Origin of the sequence: Micromonospora sp. C28ISP2-4 (genome assembly GCF_030519385.1) — a bacterium.
In the GTDB taxonomy this organism is placed as follows: domain Bacteria; phylum Actinomycetota; class Actinomycetes; order Mycobacteriales; family Micromonosporaceae; genus Micromonospora; species Micromonospora tulbaghiae.
On record NZ_JAUMKG010000004.1, the window covers coordinates 455,065 to 471,231 of the forward strand.

Below are 16,167 nucleotides of genomic sequence, written 5' to 3' on the forward strand. Positions count from 1 at the left end.
GGCTCGCTCACGGCGACGGCGGTACGACCACAGTGCCGGTCGCGGTGACCGCCACGATCGGCTCGTCGAGCACCTCGGCGGCCGACTCGCCCTTGTCCGGGCGGCCCCGGCACACCACGCTGGCGGCGAAGTCGATGGTGCGGCTGCGGGTGCCCACCCGGGTCACCGTCGCGGTCACCTCCAGCACGTCACCGGCCTTCATCGGCGCCCGGAACTGCACATCGGCGTACGAGGCGAACAACCCCTCGTCGCCGTCGGTACGGATGCACACCTCGGTGGCCACGTCACCGAACAACCCCAGCGCGTACGCCCCGTCGACCAGGTTGCCCGCGTAGTGGGCGTGGGAGTACGGCACGTACCGGCGGTGGGTGACTGTCAGACCGACACGCGGATCGTTCATGGGGTGTTCGCCTTCCTGGAGGTGATCAAAGCGTGGACGAGGTAGCTGGCGACCTCACCCGGAGTGGTGCCACGGCCGAAGATCCGGTCCACGCCCAGCTCGCCGGTCATCGTCTCGTCGAACCGCGGCCCGCCGACGATCAGCAGCGGCCGCCGCCCGGCCGGCATCGCCTCCCGGAACGCCGCGGACATCTCCCGCGTGTTGTGCAGGTGCGCGTCGCGCTGCGTCACCACCTGCGACACCAGCACCGCGTCGGCACGTTCCCGCCGGGCCGCCTCGACCAGCTCCGGCACGCTCACCTGCGCGCCGAGGTTCGTGACCTTCAGCTCCCGGTAGTACTCCAGCCCCTTCTCCCCCGCGATGCCCTTGACGTTGAGGATCGCGTCGATGCCCACCGTGTGCGCGTCGGTGCCGATGCACGCGCCGACCACCGACAGCTTGCGGCGCAGCCGCCGCTTCACCACCGCGTTGACCTCCTTGGCCGACAGCAGCGGATAGTCGCGCTCCACCACCTGCACCTTCGACAGGTCCACCAGGTGGTTCACCCGCCCGTACACCACGAAGAACGTGAACCCGTCACCGATCGGCTTGGCGTGCACCAGCATCGCCGGGTCCATGCCCATCTTGTTCGCCAGCTGCACCGCCGCGCCCTCGGCCCGCTTGTCGTGCGGCACCGGCAACGTGAACGACACCTGCACCATGCCGTCACCGGTGGTGTCCCCGTACGGCCGCACAACCGTCTTCTCACTCATGAGGGCTGCTCCAGGATCTCCGTGGCCGGGTTGTAGTAGTCCGCCTCGTGCCGCGCCACCCCGTCGAGGCCCTTGCCCCGGTCCGCGGGCCGCTTCATGATCCCGAACGTGCCCTCGGCGATCGCCGTCAGCAACGACTGGTCCCCGATGCGCTCCAGCAGGTCCACCGCCTCACCGAGCACCCGGTGCGCCCGCTCCTGGATGAACCCGCCCGGCGCCGGCACGAAGTCCTCGTGCAGGCCGCCCGCCGCGCCCAGCACGTACCGCACGTTCTGCAGGGCGATGTCCCGGTCCGACAGCCACGGCGTCACCACCGCCTCGGTCATCATCCCGACCAGCAGGATGCCCTGCCCGGTCATCGTGCCCACCAGGTTGAAGAACCCGTCCAGCAGGTTGCCCCGGAACACGTCACCGGTCATGTGCTTCGTCGGCGGCATCCACTTCAACGGCGCGTCCGGGAACAACTCCCGCGCCAGCAACGCGTGCGCCAGCTCCAACCGGAACGACTCCGGCACATCCGGGTTGATCTCGAACGCGTGCCCCAGCCCCAGCTGCCAGTCCGCCAGCCCCGCCTCGTGCGCGAAGAACTCGTTGAGCAGCTGCGACACCGTCACGGTGTGCGCCTCGTCCACCGCGTCCGCGGTGGTCAGGTAGTTGTCCTCACCGGTGTTGATGATGATGCCCGCCCGCGCGTGCACCTGCCGCGAGAACCGCTGGTCCACGAACGTGCGGATCGGGTTGATGTCGCGGAACAGGATCCCGTACATCGAGTCGTTGAGCATCATGTCCAGACGCTCCAGCCCCGCCAGCGTCGCCATCTCCGGCATGCACAGACCCGACGCGTAGTTCGTCAACCGCACGTACCGGCCCAGCTCCCGCGACGACTCGTCCAGCGCCGCCCGCATCAGCCGGAAGTTCTCCTGCGTCGCGTACGTGCCCGCGAACCCCTCCCGGGTCGCCCCCTCCGGCACGTAGTCCAGCAGCGACTGCCCCGTCGACCGGATCACCGCGATCACGTCCGCGCCGGCCCGCGCCGCCGCCTGCGCCTGCGGGATGTCCTCGTAGATGTCACCGGTCGCCACGATCAGGTAGATCCACGGCCGCCGCTCCGGATCCCCGAACCGCTTGACCAGGCGGTCCCGCTCCGCGCGCCGCCTGTCGATCGCCCGGATCCCCGCCGCGACCGCCTTGCGCGACGCCCGCCGCGCCGCCGTCGCCGCCTTCCCCGACGGCTGCGCGAACCGCACCGACCCGGCCGCCGCCTTCTGCGCCAGCAACGTCACGTCGGCGATGCCCTCACGCGCCAGCGCGTCGAACACCGGCGCCGCCACCCCGTGCCCCAGCCCCACGTCCGCGACCACCGCGTCCACGAGCCGGTTCACCCACGGAATGCCGTCCGGGTCCGCGCCGGTCACCCCGGCCAGCCGCAGCACCGCCCGCTCCACCGACACCGTGGTGTGACTGCGCGCCAGATCCACCACCGGCTGCCCCGCCCGGCGCGCCAACTCCCGCGCCCGCGCCACCAGCGCCGGATCCAGCCCAAGCTTCCCTGTCACGAAGACCCTTCCTGATAGATCACGTCACCGCGCAACACAGTGGCCCGGCACACCGGCAGCGGCGTCGGATCGTCCGCACCCCGCAACTCCGGATCCTCGGCCAGCACCACCGGCAGCCCCCGCTCCACCCCCGCCGGGGTGTCCCACACCGCGAACGTCGCCGGCGCCCCCAACGCCAGCACACCCTCGTTGTCCAGGTGCACCGCCCGCCACCCGCCGCGCGTGTGCGCCGCGAACGCCGCCCGCACACTCATCCGCTGCGCCGGGTTGTGATGCGCCGCCGCCGCCCGCACCGACCCCCACGGATCAAGCGGCGTCACCGGCGAATCCGACCCGAACGCCAACGCCACACCGACCCCGTGCATCGCGCCCATCGGATTCGACTCCAACGAACGGGCCAACCCCAGCCGCGACTCGTACATCCGGCCCGCGCCGCCCCACAACCTGTCGAACGCGGGCTGCATCGACGCCACGATCCCGTACTCCACGAACCCGGCGATCAACGCCTTACTCATGATCTCCGCGTGCTCCACCCGGTGCCGGGCCGCCCGCAACCGGTCCACGCCCAGCGACCGCGCCGCCAGCGCGAACCCCGAAAGCACCGTCCCGATCGCCGCGTCCCCGATCGCGTGGAACCCGCCCTGCATCCCGTGCGCGGCGCAGTCCAGCAGATGATCACGCACCTGCTCCGCCGACACGTACCCGTGCCCGCACGCCCCCGCCTCACCGTCCAGGTACGCCGCCGACACGTGCGCCGTCCGCGACCCCAGCGCCCCGTCGGCGAAAAGGTCACCGCCCGCGCCCACCGCACCCAACTCCCGGGCCTTCGCCGCACCCAGCAGCTCACCCCAGTACCCGTACACCTCCGGCACCCCGGCACCCGAGACCGCCAGCAGCCCGGTGAAGTCCTCCTCGTCGGAGATGTCCGGACCACCACACTCGTGCACCGCCGCGACACCCAGCGACGCCGCGTGTTCCAGGGCCCGCCGCTGCGCCGCCACCCGCTGCGCCCGCGTCACCGACGCGAACGCCGCCGCCCGCACCACATGATGCGCGTCGCGCCGCAACCACCCCGACGCGGCGTACCCGGCCGCCGACACCACCTCCGGGCACGCCGCCAGCAACGCCGCCGACACCAGCGCCGAATGGATCGACGCCTGAGACAGATACGCCCGCCGCCCACCGGCCGCCCGATCCAGCGCCGCGGCGTCCGGCAACGCCGGATCCGCCCAGGCCGACTCGTCCCAGCCGTGCCCCAGCACCACCGCGTCACCCGGCAGGCCCGCCGCGAACGCCGACACCGCCTCCAGCAGCTCACCCGCCGACCGCACCGCCGACAGATCCAGCCCCGACAACGCCAACCCGGTGTCCGTCGCGTGCACGTGCGCGTCCACGAACGCCGGCGTCACCAGCGCTCCGCCCAGCTCCACCACCCGGTCCGCCCGCGGTGCCTCCGCATCAGTACCCAACCAGGCGATCCGCCCGTCGCGCACCAGCAGCGCCGTCGCGCTCGGGTCGGCCGGACAGTGCAGCACTCCACCGCGATACAGCGTCGAGGGGTTCGTCATGGTGTCAGTCTGCCGCCAGGCGCGCCTCGAACAGACCGCGCACCCCCGGCTCGGACCGCAACAGATCCAGCGCCAGCGCCGCGTGCCCCGGCACGTACCCGTTGCCCACCAGCATCGTCACGTCCGCCGCCAGACCCTCCGCGCCCAGCGCCGCCGCCGCGAAACTCGTCGCCATCGAGAAGAAGATCACCGTACCGCCGTCCGCCGTGGCCAGCACCGCCCCGTGCTCACAGCCCGGCACGTCCACGCACACCACAGTCACGTCCGCCGGCACACCCAGCGCCGTCGTCACCGCCGTCGACAGCCCCACCGGATCCCGCGCGTCAGCCAGCGCCACCACGTCAGCCAGCCCGGCCGCCGTCAGCGCGTCCCGCTCCGAGGCCACCGGAACCACCCCGACGGTACGGGCGGCGCCCGCCCGCCGCGCCGCCGCGAGGGACAGCGAGCCGCTCTTGCCGGCCCCGCCGATCACCGCCACCGACACCGGACGCGGATCACCCTCACGGGACCGCCTTGCCACCTGCTCGGCCACCACCCGCGCCGTCAACGCCGGCGCCCCGCACACGTCCAGCACCGCCAGGGACAACTCGGGGTGCAGGTCCGGCGGCAGCACCGCCGCGATCGACCGGGCGAACAGGATCGCGTACCCGTCGCACGGCACCTGCTCGCTGCGCCCGTCCCAGCGGGCCAGCCCGTCGGTGATGGTCAGCGGCGTCAGCGTCAGCGACACGAGCGTGGCCACCCGGTCGCCCGGCTTCAGCCCCAGCGGCGACCGGCGGCCCGCCTCCTCCACCGTGCCGATCAGCATGCCGCCCGAGCCGGTGACCGGGTTCTGCATCTTCCCCCGCGTCGACACGATCTCCAGCACCTCGGCGCGGACCTTGCCCCCGTCGCCGCCGTGCTTCTCCGCCAGCTGCCGGAAGCTCGCCGCGTCCAGGTTCAGCCGCTCGACCCGGATCCGCACCTCGTTCGCCGCGATCCGCGGGTCCGGGTCCAGCCGCCAGGCCGCCTGCGGGAGCACTCCCGCCGGTTCCACGACTCGGTGCAGACCCACCGGTGACGTCACGCCGACCCCCTATGTCCAGCCGCCCGAACCCCCGGCCAGGGGTCGCGTCGCGGGAAAACTTCCGGCAGACTAATTTCTTCACCGCAGATTTTCCAGTAGCCTTCGCAACCGTTGATCAACCCGCACGCTGACGAGGAGGGGCCGTGACCCAGACCCAACCGGTGGAGACCATCCCGACGCCCCGCCACGCGCCGGCCACCGTCCCGGCCGCCGGACAGCCCTACGAATACCGCCGCGCGCCCCTCGTCGAACCCGACTGGACCCGCTTCCCCGGCTGGCGCCACGTCACCCGCGACCAGTGGGAGAGCGCCCAGTGGCAGCGGGTCAACTGCGTCAAGAACATCAAGCAGCTGCGCGCCGTCCTCGGCGACACGGTCGACGAGACCTTCTACGCCGACCTGGAGGCCGACCAGAAGGCCCTGGCCACCATGTCCATGCTGGTGCCGCCGCAGATGCTCAACACCATGGTGCCGCATCAGACGATGAGCACCGAGGCGCTGCTCGCCGACCCGATCCGCCGCTACATGATCCCGGTCGCCTCCGACCGGCGCACCGACTGGCCGTCGCACCCGTACGCCAGCCGCGACAGCCTCCACGAACACGACATGTGGGTCGCCGAGGGCCTCACCCACCGCTACCCCACCAAGGTCCTCGCCGAGCTGCTCTCCACCTGCCCGCAGTACTGCGGGCACTGCACCCGCATGGACCTCGTCGGCAACTCCACCCCCGCCGTCGACAAGCTCAAGCTCACCCTCAAGCCCGTCGACCGCTACGACGCCCACATCACCTACCTCAAGGCCCACCCGGGCGTACGCGACGTGGTCGTCTCCGGCGGCGACGTCGCCAACGTGCCGTGGCGCAACCTCGAGTCGTACCTGATGCGCCTGCTGGAGATCGAGACGATCCGCGACATCCGGCTCGCCACCAAGGCGCTCATGGGCCTGCCCCAGCACTGGCTCCAGCCCGACGTGGTCGAGGGCCTCGAACGGGTCGCCCGCACCGCCGCCCGCCGCGGCGTCAACCTGGCCATCCACACCCACGTCAACCACGCCCAGTCGCTGACCCCGCTCGTCGCCAAGGCCGCACAGACCGCGCTCGACGTCGGCGTCCGTGACGTCCGCAACCAGGGCGTGCTCATGCGCGGCGTCAACGCCACCAGCGCCGACCTGCTCGACCTCTGCTTCGCGCTCCAGGGCGAGGCGGGCATCCTGCCGTACTACTTCTACATGTGCGACATGATCCCCAACGCCGAGCACTGGCGCGTCCCGGTCTGGCACGCCCAGCAGCTCCAGCACGACATCATGGGCTACCTGCCCGGCTACGCCACCCCGCGGATCGTCTGCGACGTGCCGTTCGTCGGCAAGCGGTGGGTGCACATGCTCACCGACTACGACCGTGAGCGCGGCATCTCCTACTGGACGAAGAACTACCGCACCTCGATCGAGTCGGCCGACCTGGAGGCGTTGAACAAGCGCTACGCCTACTACGACCCGATCGACACGCTGCCCGAGGCCGGCCAGGCCTGGTGGCTCGCGCACCGCGACGACTGACCCCTGACACACGACGGCGGGCCACCTCAGCGCTGAGGTGGCCCGCCGTTCGCGTACTCACTTGTTGAAGGCGTCCTTGACGTCGCGGCCCGCCTGCTTGGCGTGCTCCCCGGCCTGCCGGGCCCGCGCCGTGCTCTGCTCGGAGGCGCCCTCGGCCCGCAACCGCTCGTTGTCGGTCACGTCGCCGATGCGCTCCTTGGCCATGCCGCTCATCTCCTGGGCCTTGTTCTTCGCCTTGTCGGTGAAGCCCATGTCGCCCTCCCTCGTCCGGCTGCGCCTTGCCCTTGTCGCGTCCCCGGTGACTGTCGGGTGAAACGCCGTTGACCGGCGCACATCGCGTAATGCGTCCTAGGATAATAGGTTGAAGGTGGGCGCCTCCCGGCTGAGGTCGCGCACCCGGTCCGTGACGGCGGCCAGAAACGCGGTCACCGCCGGCGCGAGCGGTGTGTCCCGGGTGACGGCGACCAGGCGGCGCCGGAGGGCGGTCTCGGCGATGCCCCGCACCGCCAGCGCCGGGTCGTCCCCCGGCAGGGTCATTGCCGGCATCAGGGCCACCGCCGCCCCGGCCCGGACCAGCTCGAGCTGCACGTCCGCGTCGCTGGAACGGTGCCGCAGGTCGGGTTCGTAGCCACCGAGGCGGCGGCACGTCCCGACCACCATGGCGTGGTGCCCGGTACCCTCGGCGGAGGCGGTCCAGACCTCGGACCGCAGGTCGGTGACCGCGACGTGTCCCCCGGGCCGGGCGAGGGGATGCGCGGCGGGAAGCACGAGCCGCAAGGGCTCCTCGAGCAGGAGCACGAAACGAAGCCCCGCCGGGCGAGGGCGGGGCTGACTGTCGTACTCGTCGCCGATGACCAGGTCGACAGCGCCGAGACGCAGGCCCGGCAGGGACTGCTCCAGTTCCAGCTCGAAGATCTCCACCCGGACCCGCGGGTGCTCGGCTCTCATCCGTGCCACGGCCGGCACGAGCAGGCGGCGCGCCGCCGACTGCAGGCCGCCCGCCCGGACGCTCCCCCGGACGTCACGGTCGAGGGCGGCCAGATCGGCCTCCGCCGCCTCCGCCGCCGACAGCAGCACCCGGGCGTGCCGGGCGAGCACATGCCCGGCCTCGGTGAGCCGTACGCCGCGCCCCGCCCGGCCCAGCAACCGGACGCCCACCTCCTTCTCCAGCAGGGCCAGCTGCTGCGAGACAGTCGACGGGCTGTAGCCCAGAGCCGCGGCGACAGCGGCCATCGTGCCGCGTTCCTCGAACTCCCGCAGGAAGCGCAACCGCCGCAGGTCCATCTGCATCATGCGGGAATCCTAATGATTCACCTGCGGAATTCATCGCTGGACCCGGACAGTCGACCCCGGTGATCCTTGGCGGGTGGGTGCCGCACTCTGTCTCCTGTCCGCCGCCTGTTTCGGCGCGATGGCCGTCTTCGGCAAGCTCGCGTACGACGCCGGTGTGTCCCCGACGGCCCTGCTGCTGGTGCGTTTCGGCCTGGCCGCCGTACTGCTCGGGCTCCTCCTGCTCACGCGGCCCGGCCTGCGCCGCGCGACGCTGGGCGGCGGGCGGCCGGCGACGAGGCGCGGCCGGATGGTGGCCGTCGCCCTCGGACTGGGCGCCGTCGGGTACGCCACGCAGGCGAGCCTCTACTTCTCCGCGCTGGAGCTGATGGACGCGTCCCTGCTGGCGCTGATCCTCTACACGTATCCGGTCATGGTGACGGTGGCGGCGGTCCTGCTCGGCCGGGACCGGCTCAGCCCGAGGCGTGGCGCGGCGCTGGTGGCCGCCTCGGGTGGGACGCTGCTGGTGCTGCTCGGCGCCGGTGGGGCGGGCTTCGACCCGCTCGGGGCGCTGCTGGCCTTCGCCGCCGCCGTCACCTACACGGTCTACATCCTGGTCTCCGACACCGTCGTGCACCGGCTGGCACCCGTGGCGCTGTCGGCGCTGGTGATGACCGGCGCCGCCGGCACCCTCGGCGGTCGCGCCCTGGTCACCGGCGGCGTCGACCTGAGCTTCGGGTGGCGGGGATGGTTCTGGCTGGCCGCCATCGCCGTGGTCTCCACGGTCGTGGCGATGCTGGCCTTCTTCGCCGGCCTGAAGCGGACCGGTCCGTCGACCGCGGCCATCCTGTCGACCTTCGAACCGGTGGTCACCGCCGCGCTGGCCACCCTCGCCCTCGGTGAGGCCCTGACCCCCGCACAGCTCGCGGGTGGTGCGCTGGTGCTGGCCTCCGTCGCGGTCCTGCAACTGCGCGCCGGCGGCGTACGGGCCCCGGAGCGGGCGCCCGGCCGCCCGATACGCGACACCGAAACGGCGACGGCGGCCCGGTAGCGCCGGCACGAACCGTCGACGGGCCGGACCGGCCCCGGCGTGGTTGACTGGGCCGGTGAACGAGATCCTGCTGATCCGGCACGGCGAGACCACGTGGAGCGCCGCCCACCGGCACACCTCGTACACCGACCTGGAGCTGACCCCCGACGGCGAGCGGCAGGCAGCGGCGCTGACTCCCCTGCTGGCCGGCCGGCGCTTCGCCCGGGTCCTGTCCAGCCCTCGGCAGCGCGCCACCCGCACCGCCGCCCTGGCCGGGCTCACCGTCGACGCCGTCGAACCCGACCTGGCCGAGTGGCACTACGGCGAGTACGAGGGCCGCACCACCGCGGACATCCAGGCCGAACGGGCCGGCTGGACGATCTGGACCGACGGCGGGCCCGGTGGGGAGTCACCGGAGCAGGTGGGCGCCCGCCTGGACCGCGTCCTGGACCGGGTCGCGCCGCTGCTGGAGGAGGGCGACGTCGCGCTCGTCGGGCACGGGCACAGCCTGCGGGTGCTCGGGGCCCGCTGGATCGGGCTGCCGCCCTCGGCCGGCGCGCTGCTGCGGCTGGACACCGCCACGCTCAGCGTGCTCGGCCACGAGCACGGCCGGCGGGTGATCAGGCGGTGGAACCTGCCGGCTCCGCCGACGGGCGGGGACGCCCCCGACCGGTCAGCTCGCCACTGATCTTCGGCGGCCGGTTCTCGTACGGCGTGGACAGCACCACAGTGGTACGCGTGGTGACGTTCGCGGCGGTACGGATCTCCTGCAGCACCCGTTCCAGGTCGGCCGGACCGGCCACCCGCACCAGCAGGAGATAGAAGTCCTCCCCCGCCACCGAGTAGCACGAGTCGATCTCGGACAGGTGCGCCAGCCGCTCCGGCGCGTCGTCCGGCTGCGACGGGTCGAACGGCCGGATCGCCACGAACGCGGTCAGCGGCAGGTCCAGCGCCTCGAACGACACCCGCGCGGCATACCCCTTGATCACCCCGCGCTGCTCCAGCCGGCGGACCCGCTGGTGCACGGCCGACACCGACAGGCCCACCCGCTCGGCCAGATCCGTGTACGACAGCCGACCGTCCCCGGTCAGCGCGGCGACGATGGCACGGTCGATCTCCTCCACGCGCTGCACCCTAGCCGGAAAAGCGCTCCCACGCCGCACCCGGCCCGCCGCGGTGACGCTCAGCGCGCCGTCCGGTCGCGCACCGCGTCCGCGGCGAAGTTCAGCACCTCCGCCATGTCCTCCTCGTCCAGGAACGGCAGGTCGGTGAGGATGTCCGTGACGGACATGCCCTCGGCCATCATGGCCAGCAGGGTGGCCACGGGGATGCGCGACTGCCGTACGCAGGGCGCACCCCCCATGACGTCGGGGTCCACGGTGATCCGGGGGAAGGTCACCGCGACAGGCTAGCCCTTCGCCAGCGCGCGGGAGATGACCAGCCGCTGGATCTGGTTGGTGCCCTCGACGATCTGGAGCACCTTGGCCTCGCGCATGTACCGCTCGACCGGGTGGTCGGCGACGTACCCGGCGCCGCCGAGCACCTGCACCGCGTCGGTGGTCACCCGCATCGCCACGTCCGTGGCGAACAGCTTCGCCTTGGCCGCCTCGATCGAGTACGGGCGTCCGGCGTCGCGCAGCCGCGCGGCGGCGAGCGTGAGCGCCCGTGCGGCCGAGATCTGCGTGGCGGCGTCGGCCAGGTTGAACCCGAGCCCCTGGAAGTCGATGATCGCCCGGCCGAACTGGCGGCGCTCCCGGGCGTAGCCGACCGCGTAGTCCAGCGCGCCCTGGGCCAGGCCCACAGCGCACGCGGCGATGCCCAGGCGGCCGGAGTCCAGCGCGGACATCGCGATGGTGAACCCGGCGCCCTCGCCACCGATCAGCCGGTCCGCCGGCACCCGGGCGTCGTCGAAGGCGATCTGCGCGATCGGCGAGGCGTGCAGGCCCATGGTGCGCTCGGCGGCCTGCGGGTGGATGCCCGGCGTGGACCGGTCGGCCAGCAGGCAGGAGATGCCCTTCGGGCCGGGACCGCCGGTGCGGCAGAAGATGTTGTAGAAGTCGGCCACCCGGGCGTGCGTGATCCACGCCTTGGTGCCGGTGACCACGTACGCGTCGCCGTCGCGCACCGCCCGCGTGGTCAGGGCCGCCGCGTCCGAACCACCCTGCGGCTCGGAGAGGCAGTACGCCCCGAGCAGCTCCCCGCCGATCATGTCCGGCAGGAGTTTGCGCTGCTCGTCGGTGCCGAACTGGGCCACCGGGTAGCAGGACAGCGTGTGCACGCTGACCGCCTCGGCCACTGCCAGCCACCGGCTGGCGAGGATCTCCAGCACCTGGAGGTACACCTCGTACGGCTGGGCGGCCCCGCCGTGCTCCTCCGCGTACGGCAGGCCGAGCAGGCCGGCCCGGCCCAGGGTGCGCAGCACCTCCCGGGGGAACTCGGCGCGGGCCTCGAAACCGGCGGCGGCCGGGGCCAGCTCCCGGTCGGCGAGTTCGGTGGCGAGGTCCAGCAGGTCGTGGGCCTCGTCGGTGGGCAGGATCCGGTCGACGTTCATAGCGCGATGAGCTCCGTGGGGGTGGTGTTGAGCCGTTGCCCGCCGTCCGTCGTGCAGACGACGATGTCCTCGATCCGGGCTCCGTGCCGCCCGGCGAGGTAGATGCCGGGTTCGACCGAGAAAGCCATGCCGGCCTGAAGCGGCCGGAGGTTGCCCGTCACCACGTACGGCTCCTCGTGGCCGTCGAGGCCGATGCCGTGACCGGTGCGGTGCAGGAAGGCGTCGCCGAACCCTGCGGCGCCGATGACGTCGCGGGCGACCGCGTCGAGGGCCTCGGCGGTCACGCCCGGCGCGACGGCGGCCACGGCGGCGCGCTGCGCCTCCCACAGCACCGCGTAGTAGTCCACGAACTCGGCCGGGGCGGGACCGCCGGCGACGTACGTGCGGGTGCAGTCGGACCGGTAGCCCGACGGCATGGTGCCGCCGATGTCGACCACCACCGGCTCGCCCATGCCGATCGGGCGGTCCGAGGTGCCGTGGTGCGGGCTCGCGCCGTTCGGGCCGGCGGCGACGATGACGAAGTCGACAGCGGCGTGCCCGGCGGCCCGGATCGCGGCGGCGAGGTCGGCCGCGACCTCCCGCTCGGTACGGCCGGGACGCAGCCACTCCCCCATCCGCAGGTGCACCGCGTCGATCGCGGCGCCCGCCTCGGCCAGCGCCGCCACCTCGGCCGGCGACTTGCGGATCCGCATCTCCCGCAGCACGTCGGAGGCGAGCCGCTGGGCCGCGCCGGGCAGCGCGTCGCGCAGCGCGAGGACCTGCTGCGCCCACATCCGGTCGGCCAGCCCGACGGCGCGGACCGGGCCGGGGAGCGCCGCGCGCACCAGCGGCCACGGGTCGGTGCCGTCGGCGTGGTCGACGATCCGGTACCCGGTGCCGGGCGCGGCCTCGGCGTCCGGCCGTTCCAGCACCGGCACGATCAGCGTCGGCTCGCCCTCCGCGGGCAGGACCAGGCAGGTCAGCCGCTCCCCCTCGCGGGCGTCGTAGCCGGTCAGGTAGCGCAGGTCGGAACCCGGGGTGAGCACCAGCGCGTCCAGGCCCGCCGCGGCGGTGGCGCGCTGGGCCTCGGCGAGTCGCCCGGCCGGGTACAGATCGTCGGTTCCCACAGCCGAAGCTTAACGGTCGTTTGGGCCAGCGCGGGAGTCCGGTTGATGCTCGCACACACCCGACATCCGGTCCGCCTCGACCTTCGTCATCCCGGACGCCTGCAACAGCTCCCCCACCACGATCGACAACTGCGACGCCACGACCGTCCCCGAGAAGCCGAGGCCCGGCGTCCGGCCCGGCCGGCCTGCTCGGGTCACGGGGGTCACGGCACCACCCGCCCGCCCGGGCGCCACAGGCACGACGGCTCGGGCTCGATCACGCCCTCCTCCACCCGCCGCCCGCAGCGATATGCCCGCGCTTGCGGCCACGGGCGACCATGGAGTGGTGATCCGCTTTCTGCTGAACCTGCTCTGGCTCGTCTTCGGTGGCGGCTTCGTCCTGGCCCTCGGCTACGGCATCGCTGCCCTGATCTGCTTCGTCCTGGTCGTGACCATCCCCTTCGGCGTCGCCTCGCTGCGGCTCGCCTCGTACTCGCTGTGGCCGTTCGGGCGCACCATCGTGCGCAAGCCCGGCGCCGGCCTCCCCTCCGGCCTGGCCAACGTGCTCTGGGTGGTGCTGGCCGGCTGGTGGCTGGCCCTGTCGCACATCCTCGCCGGCGTCGCGCTCTGCGTGACGATCATCGGCATCCCGTTCGGCGTGGCCAACTTCAAGCTGGTCCCGGCGGCGCTCTGGCCGCTGGGCCAGGAGGTCGTCGAGAACCCGTAACCGCCCCCACGACCCAGCGGGTGGAACGTCACGGGTGTCTCCGCCCTCGTTTGACACCCATGACGTTCCACCCACGGTGGGATACCTCCGGCAACGAGGGCAATTCCTAGTGAGCGGGATCCGCGTTCCGACTACCGGGATGCTGGGAGATCTTGGTACAGAACGGCCCTTATAGGGGCCGTTTCGTACCAAGATCTGGCGGGCCCCCGAGGGGCGGCGCCGGATTGGTCAGCCGCAGGTCGCCGACCGACTCCCCCAGGCGACCACCGCGTGCAACGCCGAGGGCCGGACGTTTCCCGGGATCTCGGCCCTGCCTACGCATTCCGCCACCGTCCGTCCGCGAGCAGGCACCCTCTTCGCCGGCTCGCGCGTCGCGTGAAGGGGACGCGGCACACCGCACCACCTCTACAGCGTCCTAGGAGGATGGGGTGGCGGTTTCAGGGATGCGAATAGGGCTCGCGCCGTGGGCTCACTGGCTAGCGTCGGAGGGGTGCGGGACGGGGTGATCGAGACGCTGAAGGCGGACCCGGCGATGTCCGGTCTGCGCCGGTCGCTGGAGTTCTACCACGGCGACCCGGCGCGCGACGCCGCCCTCGACGCGTTCTACGCCCCGCTGGTCCGCGCCGGTGACCTGGTCTTCGACGTCGGCGCGCACGTGGGCGACCGGCTGGGCAGCTTCCGCCGGCTCGGCGCGACAGTGGTCGCGGTCGAGCCGCAGCCGCTGTGCGCCCGGGCGCTGCGCGAGATGTACGCGGGCGACGACGCGGTGACTGTGGTGGAGGCGGCCTGCGGGCGTACCGCCGGGCCGGTGCGACTGCACGTCAACTCGGCCAACCCGACCGTCTCCACCGCCTCCCCCGGGTTCGTCCGCGCCGCCGACGGCGCACCCGGCTGGGCGGACGAGACGTGGGACGCGCAGATCGAGGTGCCGGGTACGACGCTGGACGCGCTGGTGGCCGCGTACGGCGTGCCGGCGTTCGTCAAGATCGACGTGGAGGGGTTCGAGGACGCCGTGCTGGCCGGGCTGAACCGGCCGGTCCCGGCGTTGTCGTTCGAGTTCACCACCATCGCCCGGGTGGCGGCGGCGCGCTGCCTGGACCGGCTCACCGCGCTCGGCTTCACCCGGTTCACCGTGGCGATCGGTGACGAGATGGAGTTCGCACTGCCCGGCTGGCGCCCGGCCGCCGAGGTCGCCGCGTACCTGGGCGCGCTGCCGGACGCTGCCAACTCCGGCGACGTTTACGCCCGCCCCTGAACCTCCATTTCGGAGAGAGGACGACCGGGCCGGAACGCATCGACCCTGCTCATCGCCGTGATCGGCGGAGTCCCAGCCCGGGCACTTTTTTCAAAGCTCGAACTTAGCAGTGCATCGTTATCCGTCTGTGATTGACGTGAGCCGCGCCACTTGGGTTGACTGCCACGGAACCGCTTCCGCAACCGGTTCCGAAACACCCCGCTCATCCCTGCGACCCGGGAGCGTCACGTGCCGATCACCATCGCCGACGTCGCCACCCGCGCCGGGGTGAGCAAGACGACGGTCTCCCGGGTGCTGAACGGCAAGGGCGAGGTGCACGTGCGCACCGCCGACCGGGTCCGCGCCGTGATCAGCGACCTCGGGTACGTGCCGAGCGCCCGCGCGGTCGGCCTCGCCCGGGGGCGTACCCGGGTGGTCGGAATGCTGGTCCCGGCGCTGACCTGGCCCTGGATGGGCGAGGTCCTCCAGGGCGCGGCCGACGTGGTCGAGGCCGCCGGCTACGGCATGCTGCTGTTCACCTGCACCCACGGCGACGAGTCGATGCGCCGGTTCGCCTCCCAGGTCTCGGCCAAGTCGTTCGACGGCCTGCTCGTGGTCGAACCCGAGGGGACGCTGGACTACATCACCGAGCTGCACCGGCGCGGCCTGCCGGTCATCCTCATCGACGACCGGGGCCACCAGCCCGGCTTCCCGTCGGTGCGCACCACGAACGAGGCGGGCGCGCGGGCCGCCGCCACGCACCTGCTGGCGCTCGGACGGCGGCGGCCGCTCGTCATCACCGGCCTGCGCCAGTTCGGCTGCACCCGGGAACGGCTCGCCGGGTTCGCCGGCGCCTACGCCGACGCGGGCGCACCGATCGAGCCGGACCGGGTGGTGGAAGGCGACTTCACCTTCGAGTGCGGGCGCGCGGCGGTGCGGCGGCTGCTCGCCGACGGCGTACCGTTCGACGCCGTCTTCGCCCACAACGACCTGTCGGCCGCCGGCGCGTTGCAGGCGCTGCGCGACGCCGGGCGGCGCGTCCCGCAGGACGTGGCGGTGGTCGGGTTCGACGACCTCCCGCTGGCCGGGCACACCCACCCGCCGCTGAGCTCCGTGCGCCAGCCCCTGCGGGAGATGGGTACGGCCGCCGCCCGCCTGCTCATCGGCCACCTCACCGGCACCCCGCTGCCGGACACCCCGACCGTCATCCCCACCGGCTTCACCGCCCGCGACTCGACGGGCGCGGGCGACCCGACGAACACGAGCGACCCGACGACACCGGACTCGACAGGCGCGCGGAAGCCGACGGGCGCCCGCGTCACCTGACCCACCCCGCCGCACCCGGCGACCACGCCGGCGGGCCCGCCCGCCGGTGGCAC

General features: G+C 72.8%; 17 protein-coding genes. 6 read left to right on the forward strand and 11 right to left on the reverse strand.

What is annotated here, in order from left to right; genetic code table 11:
- Window positions 1-7 precede the first annotated feature (7 nt).
- From Q3W68_RS18350 to Q3W68_RS18370, 5 genes are read right to left on the reverse strand one after another with little or no spacing between them, the layout of a single operon-like run.
- Entirely contained in the window at window positions 8-400 is a 393-nt protein-coding gene (locus tag Q3W68_RS18350; RefSeq protein ID WP_302906591.1) for a hotdog domain-containing protein, read from the reverse strand.
- Entirely contained in the window at window positions 397-1,152 is a 756-nt protein-coding gene (locus Q3W68_RS18355; RefSeq protein WP_302906592.1) for an OAM dimerization domain-containing protein, read from the reverse strand. Before Q3W68_RS18355 ends, Q3W68_RS18350 begins: the two co-directional genes overlap by 4 nt.
- Window positions 1,149-2,708: a lysine 5,6-aminomutase subunit alpha gene (locus tag Q3W68_RS18360; RefSeq protein WP_302906593.1), complete on the reverse strand. Its 1,560-nt coding sequence runs from the start codon at window positions 2,706-2,708 to the stop codon at window positions 1,149-1,151. Before Q3W68_RS18360 ends, Q3W68_RS18355 begins: the two co-directional genes overlap by 4 nt.
- A complete protein-coding gene (locus tag Q3W68_RS18365; RefSeq protein ID WP_302906594.1) occupies window positions 2,705-4,276 on the reverse strand; it encodes an amidohydrolase in 1,572 nt (523 codons plus the stop codon). Before Q3W68_RS18365 ends, Q3W68_RS18360 begins: the two co-directional genes overlap by 4 nt.
- A gap of 4 nt (window positions 4,277-4,280) precedes the next feature.
- Complete coding sequence (locus Q3W68_RS18370) at window positions 4,281-5,342, reverse strand: zinc-binding alcohol dehydrogenase (protein WP_302906595.1); 1,062 nt, start codon at window positions 5,340-5,342, stop codon at window positions 4,281-4,283.
- A gap of 143 nt (window positions 5,343-5,485) precedes the next feature.
- On the opposite strand from Q3W68_RS18370, the gene Q3W68_RS18375 reads away from it, so the two are divergent.
- Complete coding sequence (locus tag Q3W68_RS18375) at window positions 5,486-6,892, forward strand: KamA family radical SAM protein (RefSeq protein WP_302906596.1); 1,407 nt, start codon at window positions 5,486-5,488, stop codon at window positions 6,890-6,892.
- Window positions 6,893-6,949: 57 nt separating this feature from the next.
- Here the strand turns inward: Q3W68_RS18375 and Q3W68_RS18380 are convergent, their stop codons facing one another.
- Window positions 6,950-7,144: a CsbD family protein gene (locus tag Q3W68_RS18380; protein ID WP_302906597.1), complete on the reverse strand. Its 195-nt coding sequence runs from the start codon at window positions 7,142-7,144 to the stop codon at window positions 6,950-6,952.
- Between the two features lie 96 nt (window positions 7,145-7,240).
- Window positions 7,241-8,185, reverse strand: coding sequence for a LysR family transcriptional regulator (locus Q3W68_RS18385; protein WP_302906598.1), 945 nt, complete (start codon window positions 8,183-8,185; stop codon window positions 7,241-7,243).
- Between the two features lie 73 nt (window positions 8,186-8,258).
- Here Q3W68_RS18385 and Q3W68_RS18390 point away from each other — a divergent pair, with 73 nt between their 5' ends.
- Window positions 8,259-9,212 carry a DMT family transporter gene (locus Q3W68_RS18390; RefSeq protein WP_302906599.1) on the forward strand — a complete coding sequence of 318 codons (954 nt, stop codon included), beginning with the start codon at window positions 8,259-8,261 and terminating at the stop codon, window positions 9,210-9,212.
- 55 nt (window positions 9,213-9,267) lie between these two features.
- Entirely contained in the window at window positions 9,268-9,879 is a 612-nt protein-coding gene (locus Q3W68_RS18395) for a histidine phosphatase family protein (protein WP_302906600.1), read from the forward strand.
- Here Q3W68_RS18395 and Q3W68_RS18400 read toward each other — a convergent pair.
- Genes Q3W68_RS18400 through Q3W68_RS18415 form a run of 4 tightly spaced genes read right to left on the reverse strand, consistent with a single transcriptional unit; the run spans window position 9,812 to window position 12,848 of the window.
- The gene (locus tag Q3W68_RS18400) at window positions 9,812-10,315 is read right to left on the reverse strand and encodes an Lrp/AsnC family transcriptional regulator (RefSeq protein ID WP_135240114.1); all 504 of its coding nucleotides are present in this window, start codon (window positions 10,313-10,315) and stop codon (window positions 9,812-9,814) included. The genes Q3W68_RS18395 and Q3W68_RS18400 overlap by 68 nt on opposite strands.
- Window positions 10,316-10,374: 59 nt before the next feature.
- Window positions 10,375-10,590, reverse strand: a complete 216-nt coding sequence (locus Q3W68_RS18405; RefSeq protein ID WP_091426971.1) for a DUF433 domain-containing protein — start codon at window positions 10,588-10,590, stop codon at window positions 10,375-10,377.
- A gap of 9 nt (window positions 10,591-10,599) precedes the next feature.
- A complete protein-coding gene (locus tag Q3W68_RS18410; protein ID WP_120569949.1) occupies window positions 10,600-11,742 on the reverse strand; it encodes an acyl-CoA dehydrogenase family protein in 1,143 nt (380 codons plus the stop codon).
- Window positions 11,739-12,848 carry a Xaa-Pro peptidase family protein gene (locus Q3W68_RS18415; RefSeq protein WP_302906601.1) on the reverse strand — a complete coding sequence of 370 codons (1,110 nt, stop codon included), beginning with the start codon at window positions 12,846-12,848 and terminating at the stop codon, window positions 11,739-11,741. The genes Q3W68_RS18410 and Q3W68_RS18415 overlap by 4 nt, the downstream gene beginning before the upstream one ends.
- Before the next feature lie 325 nt (window positions 12,849-13,173).
- Here Q3W68_RS18415 and Q3W68_RS18420 point away from each other — a divergent pair, with 325 nt between their 5' ends.
- From Q3W68_RS18420 to Q3W68_RS18430, 3 genes are all read left to right on the forward strand, one after another.
- Window positions 13,174-13,554, forward strand: coding sequence for a YccF domain-containing protein (locus Q3W68_RS18420; RefSeq protein WP_174534142.1), 381 nt, complete (start codon window positions 13,174-13,176; stop codon window positions 13,552-13,554).
- A gap of 532 nt (window positions 13,555-14,086) precedes the next feature.
- Complete coding sequence (locus tag Q3W68_RS18425; protein WP_302906710.1) at window positions 14,087-14,809, forward strand: FkbM family methyltransferase; 723 nt, start codon at window positions 14,087-14,089, stop codon at window positions 14,807-14,809.
- Between the two features lie 228 nt (window positions 14,810-15,037).
- Entirely contained in the window at window positions 15,038-16,114 is a 1,077-nt protein-coding gene (locus tag Q3W68_RS18430) for a LacI family DNA-binding transcriptional regulator (protein WP_302906602.1), read from the forward strand.
- Window positions 16,115-16,167: the final 53 nt, after the last annotated feature.

Bases quoted from the DNA above. Each gene is read 5' to 3' on its own strand.
- Q3W68_RS18350 (WP_302906591.1), bottom strand. From the start codon at position 400: ATGAACGATCCGCGTGTCGGTCTGACAGTCACCCACCGCCGGTACGTG.
- Q3W68_RS18355 (WP_302906592.1), bottom strand. From the start codon at position 1,152: ATGAGTGAGAAGACGGTTGTGCGGCCGTACGGGGACACCACCGGTGAC.
- Q3W68_RS18365 (WP_302906594.1), bottom strand. From the start codon at position 4,276: ATGACGAACCCCTCGACGCTGTATCGCGGTGGAGTGCTGCACTGTCCG.
- Q3W68_RS18380 (WP_302906597.1), bottom strand. From the start codon at position 7,144: ATGGGCTTCACCGACAAGGCGAAGAACAAGGCCCAGGAGATGAGCGGC.
- Q3W68_RS18385 (WP_302906598.1), bottom strand. From the start codon at position 8,185: ATGATGCAGATGGACCTGCGGCGGTTGCGCTTCCTGCGGGAGTTCGAG.
- Q3W68_RS18410 (WP_120569949.1), bottom strand. From the start codon at position 11,742: ATGAACGTCGACCGGATCCTGCCCACCGACGAGGCCCACGACCTGCTG.
- Q3W68_RS18425 (WP_302906710.1), top strand. From the start codon at position 14,087: ATGTCCGGTCTGCGCCGGTCGCTGGAGTTCTACCACGGCGACCCGGCG.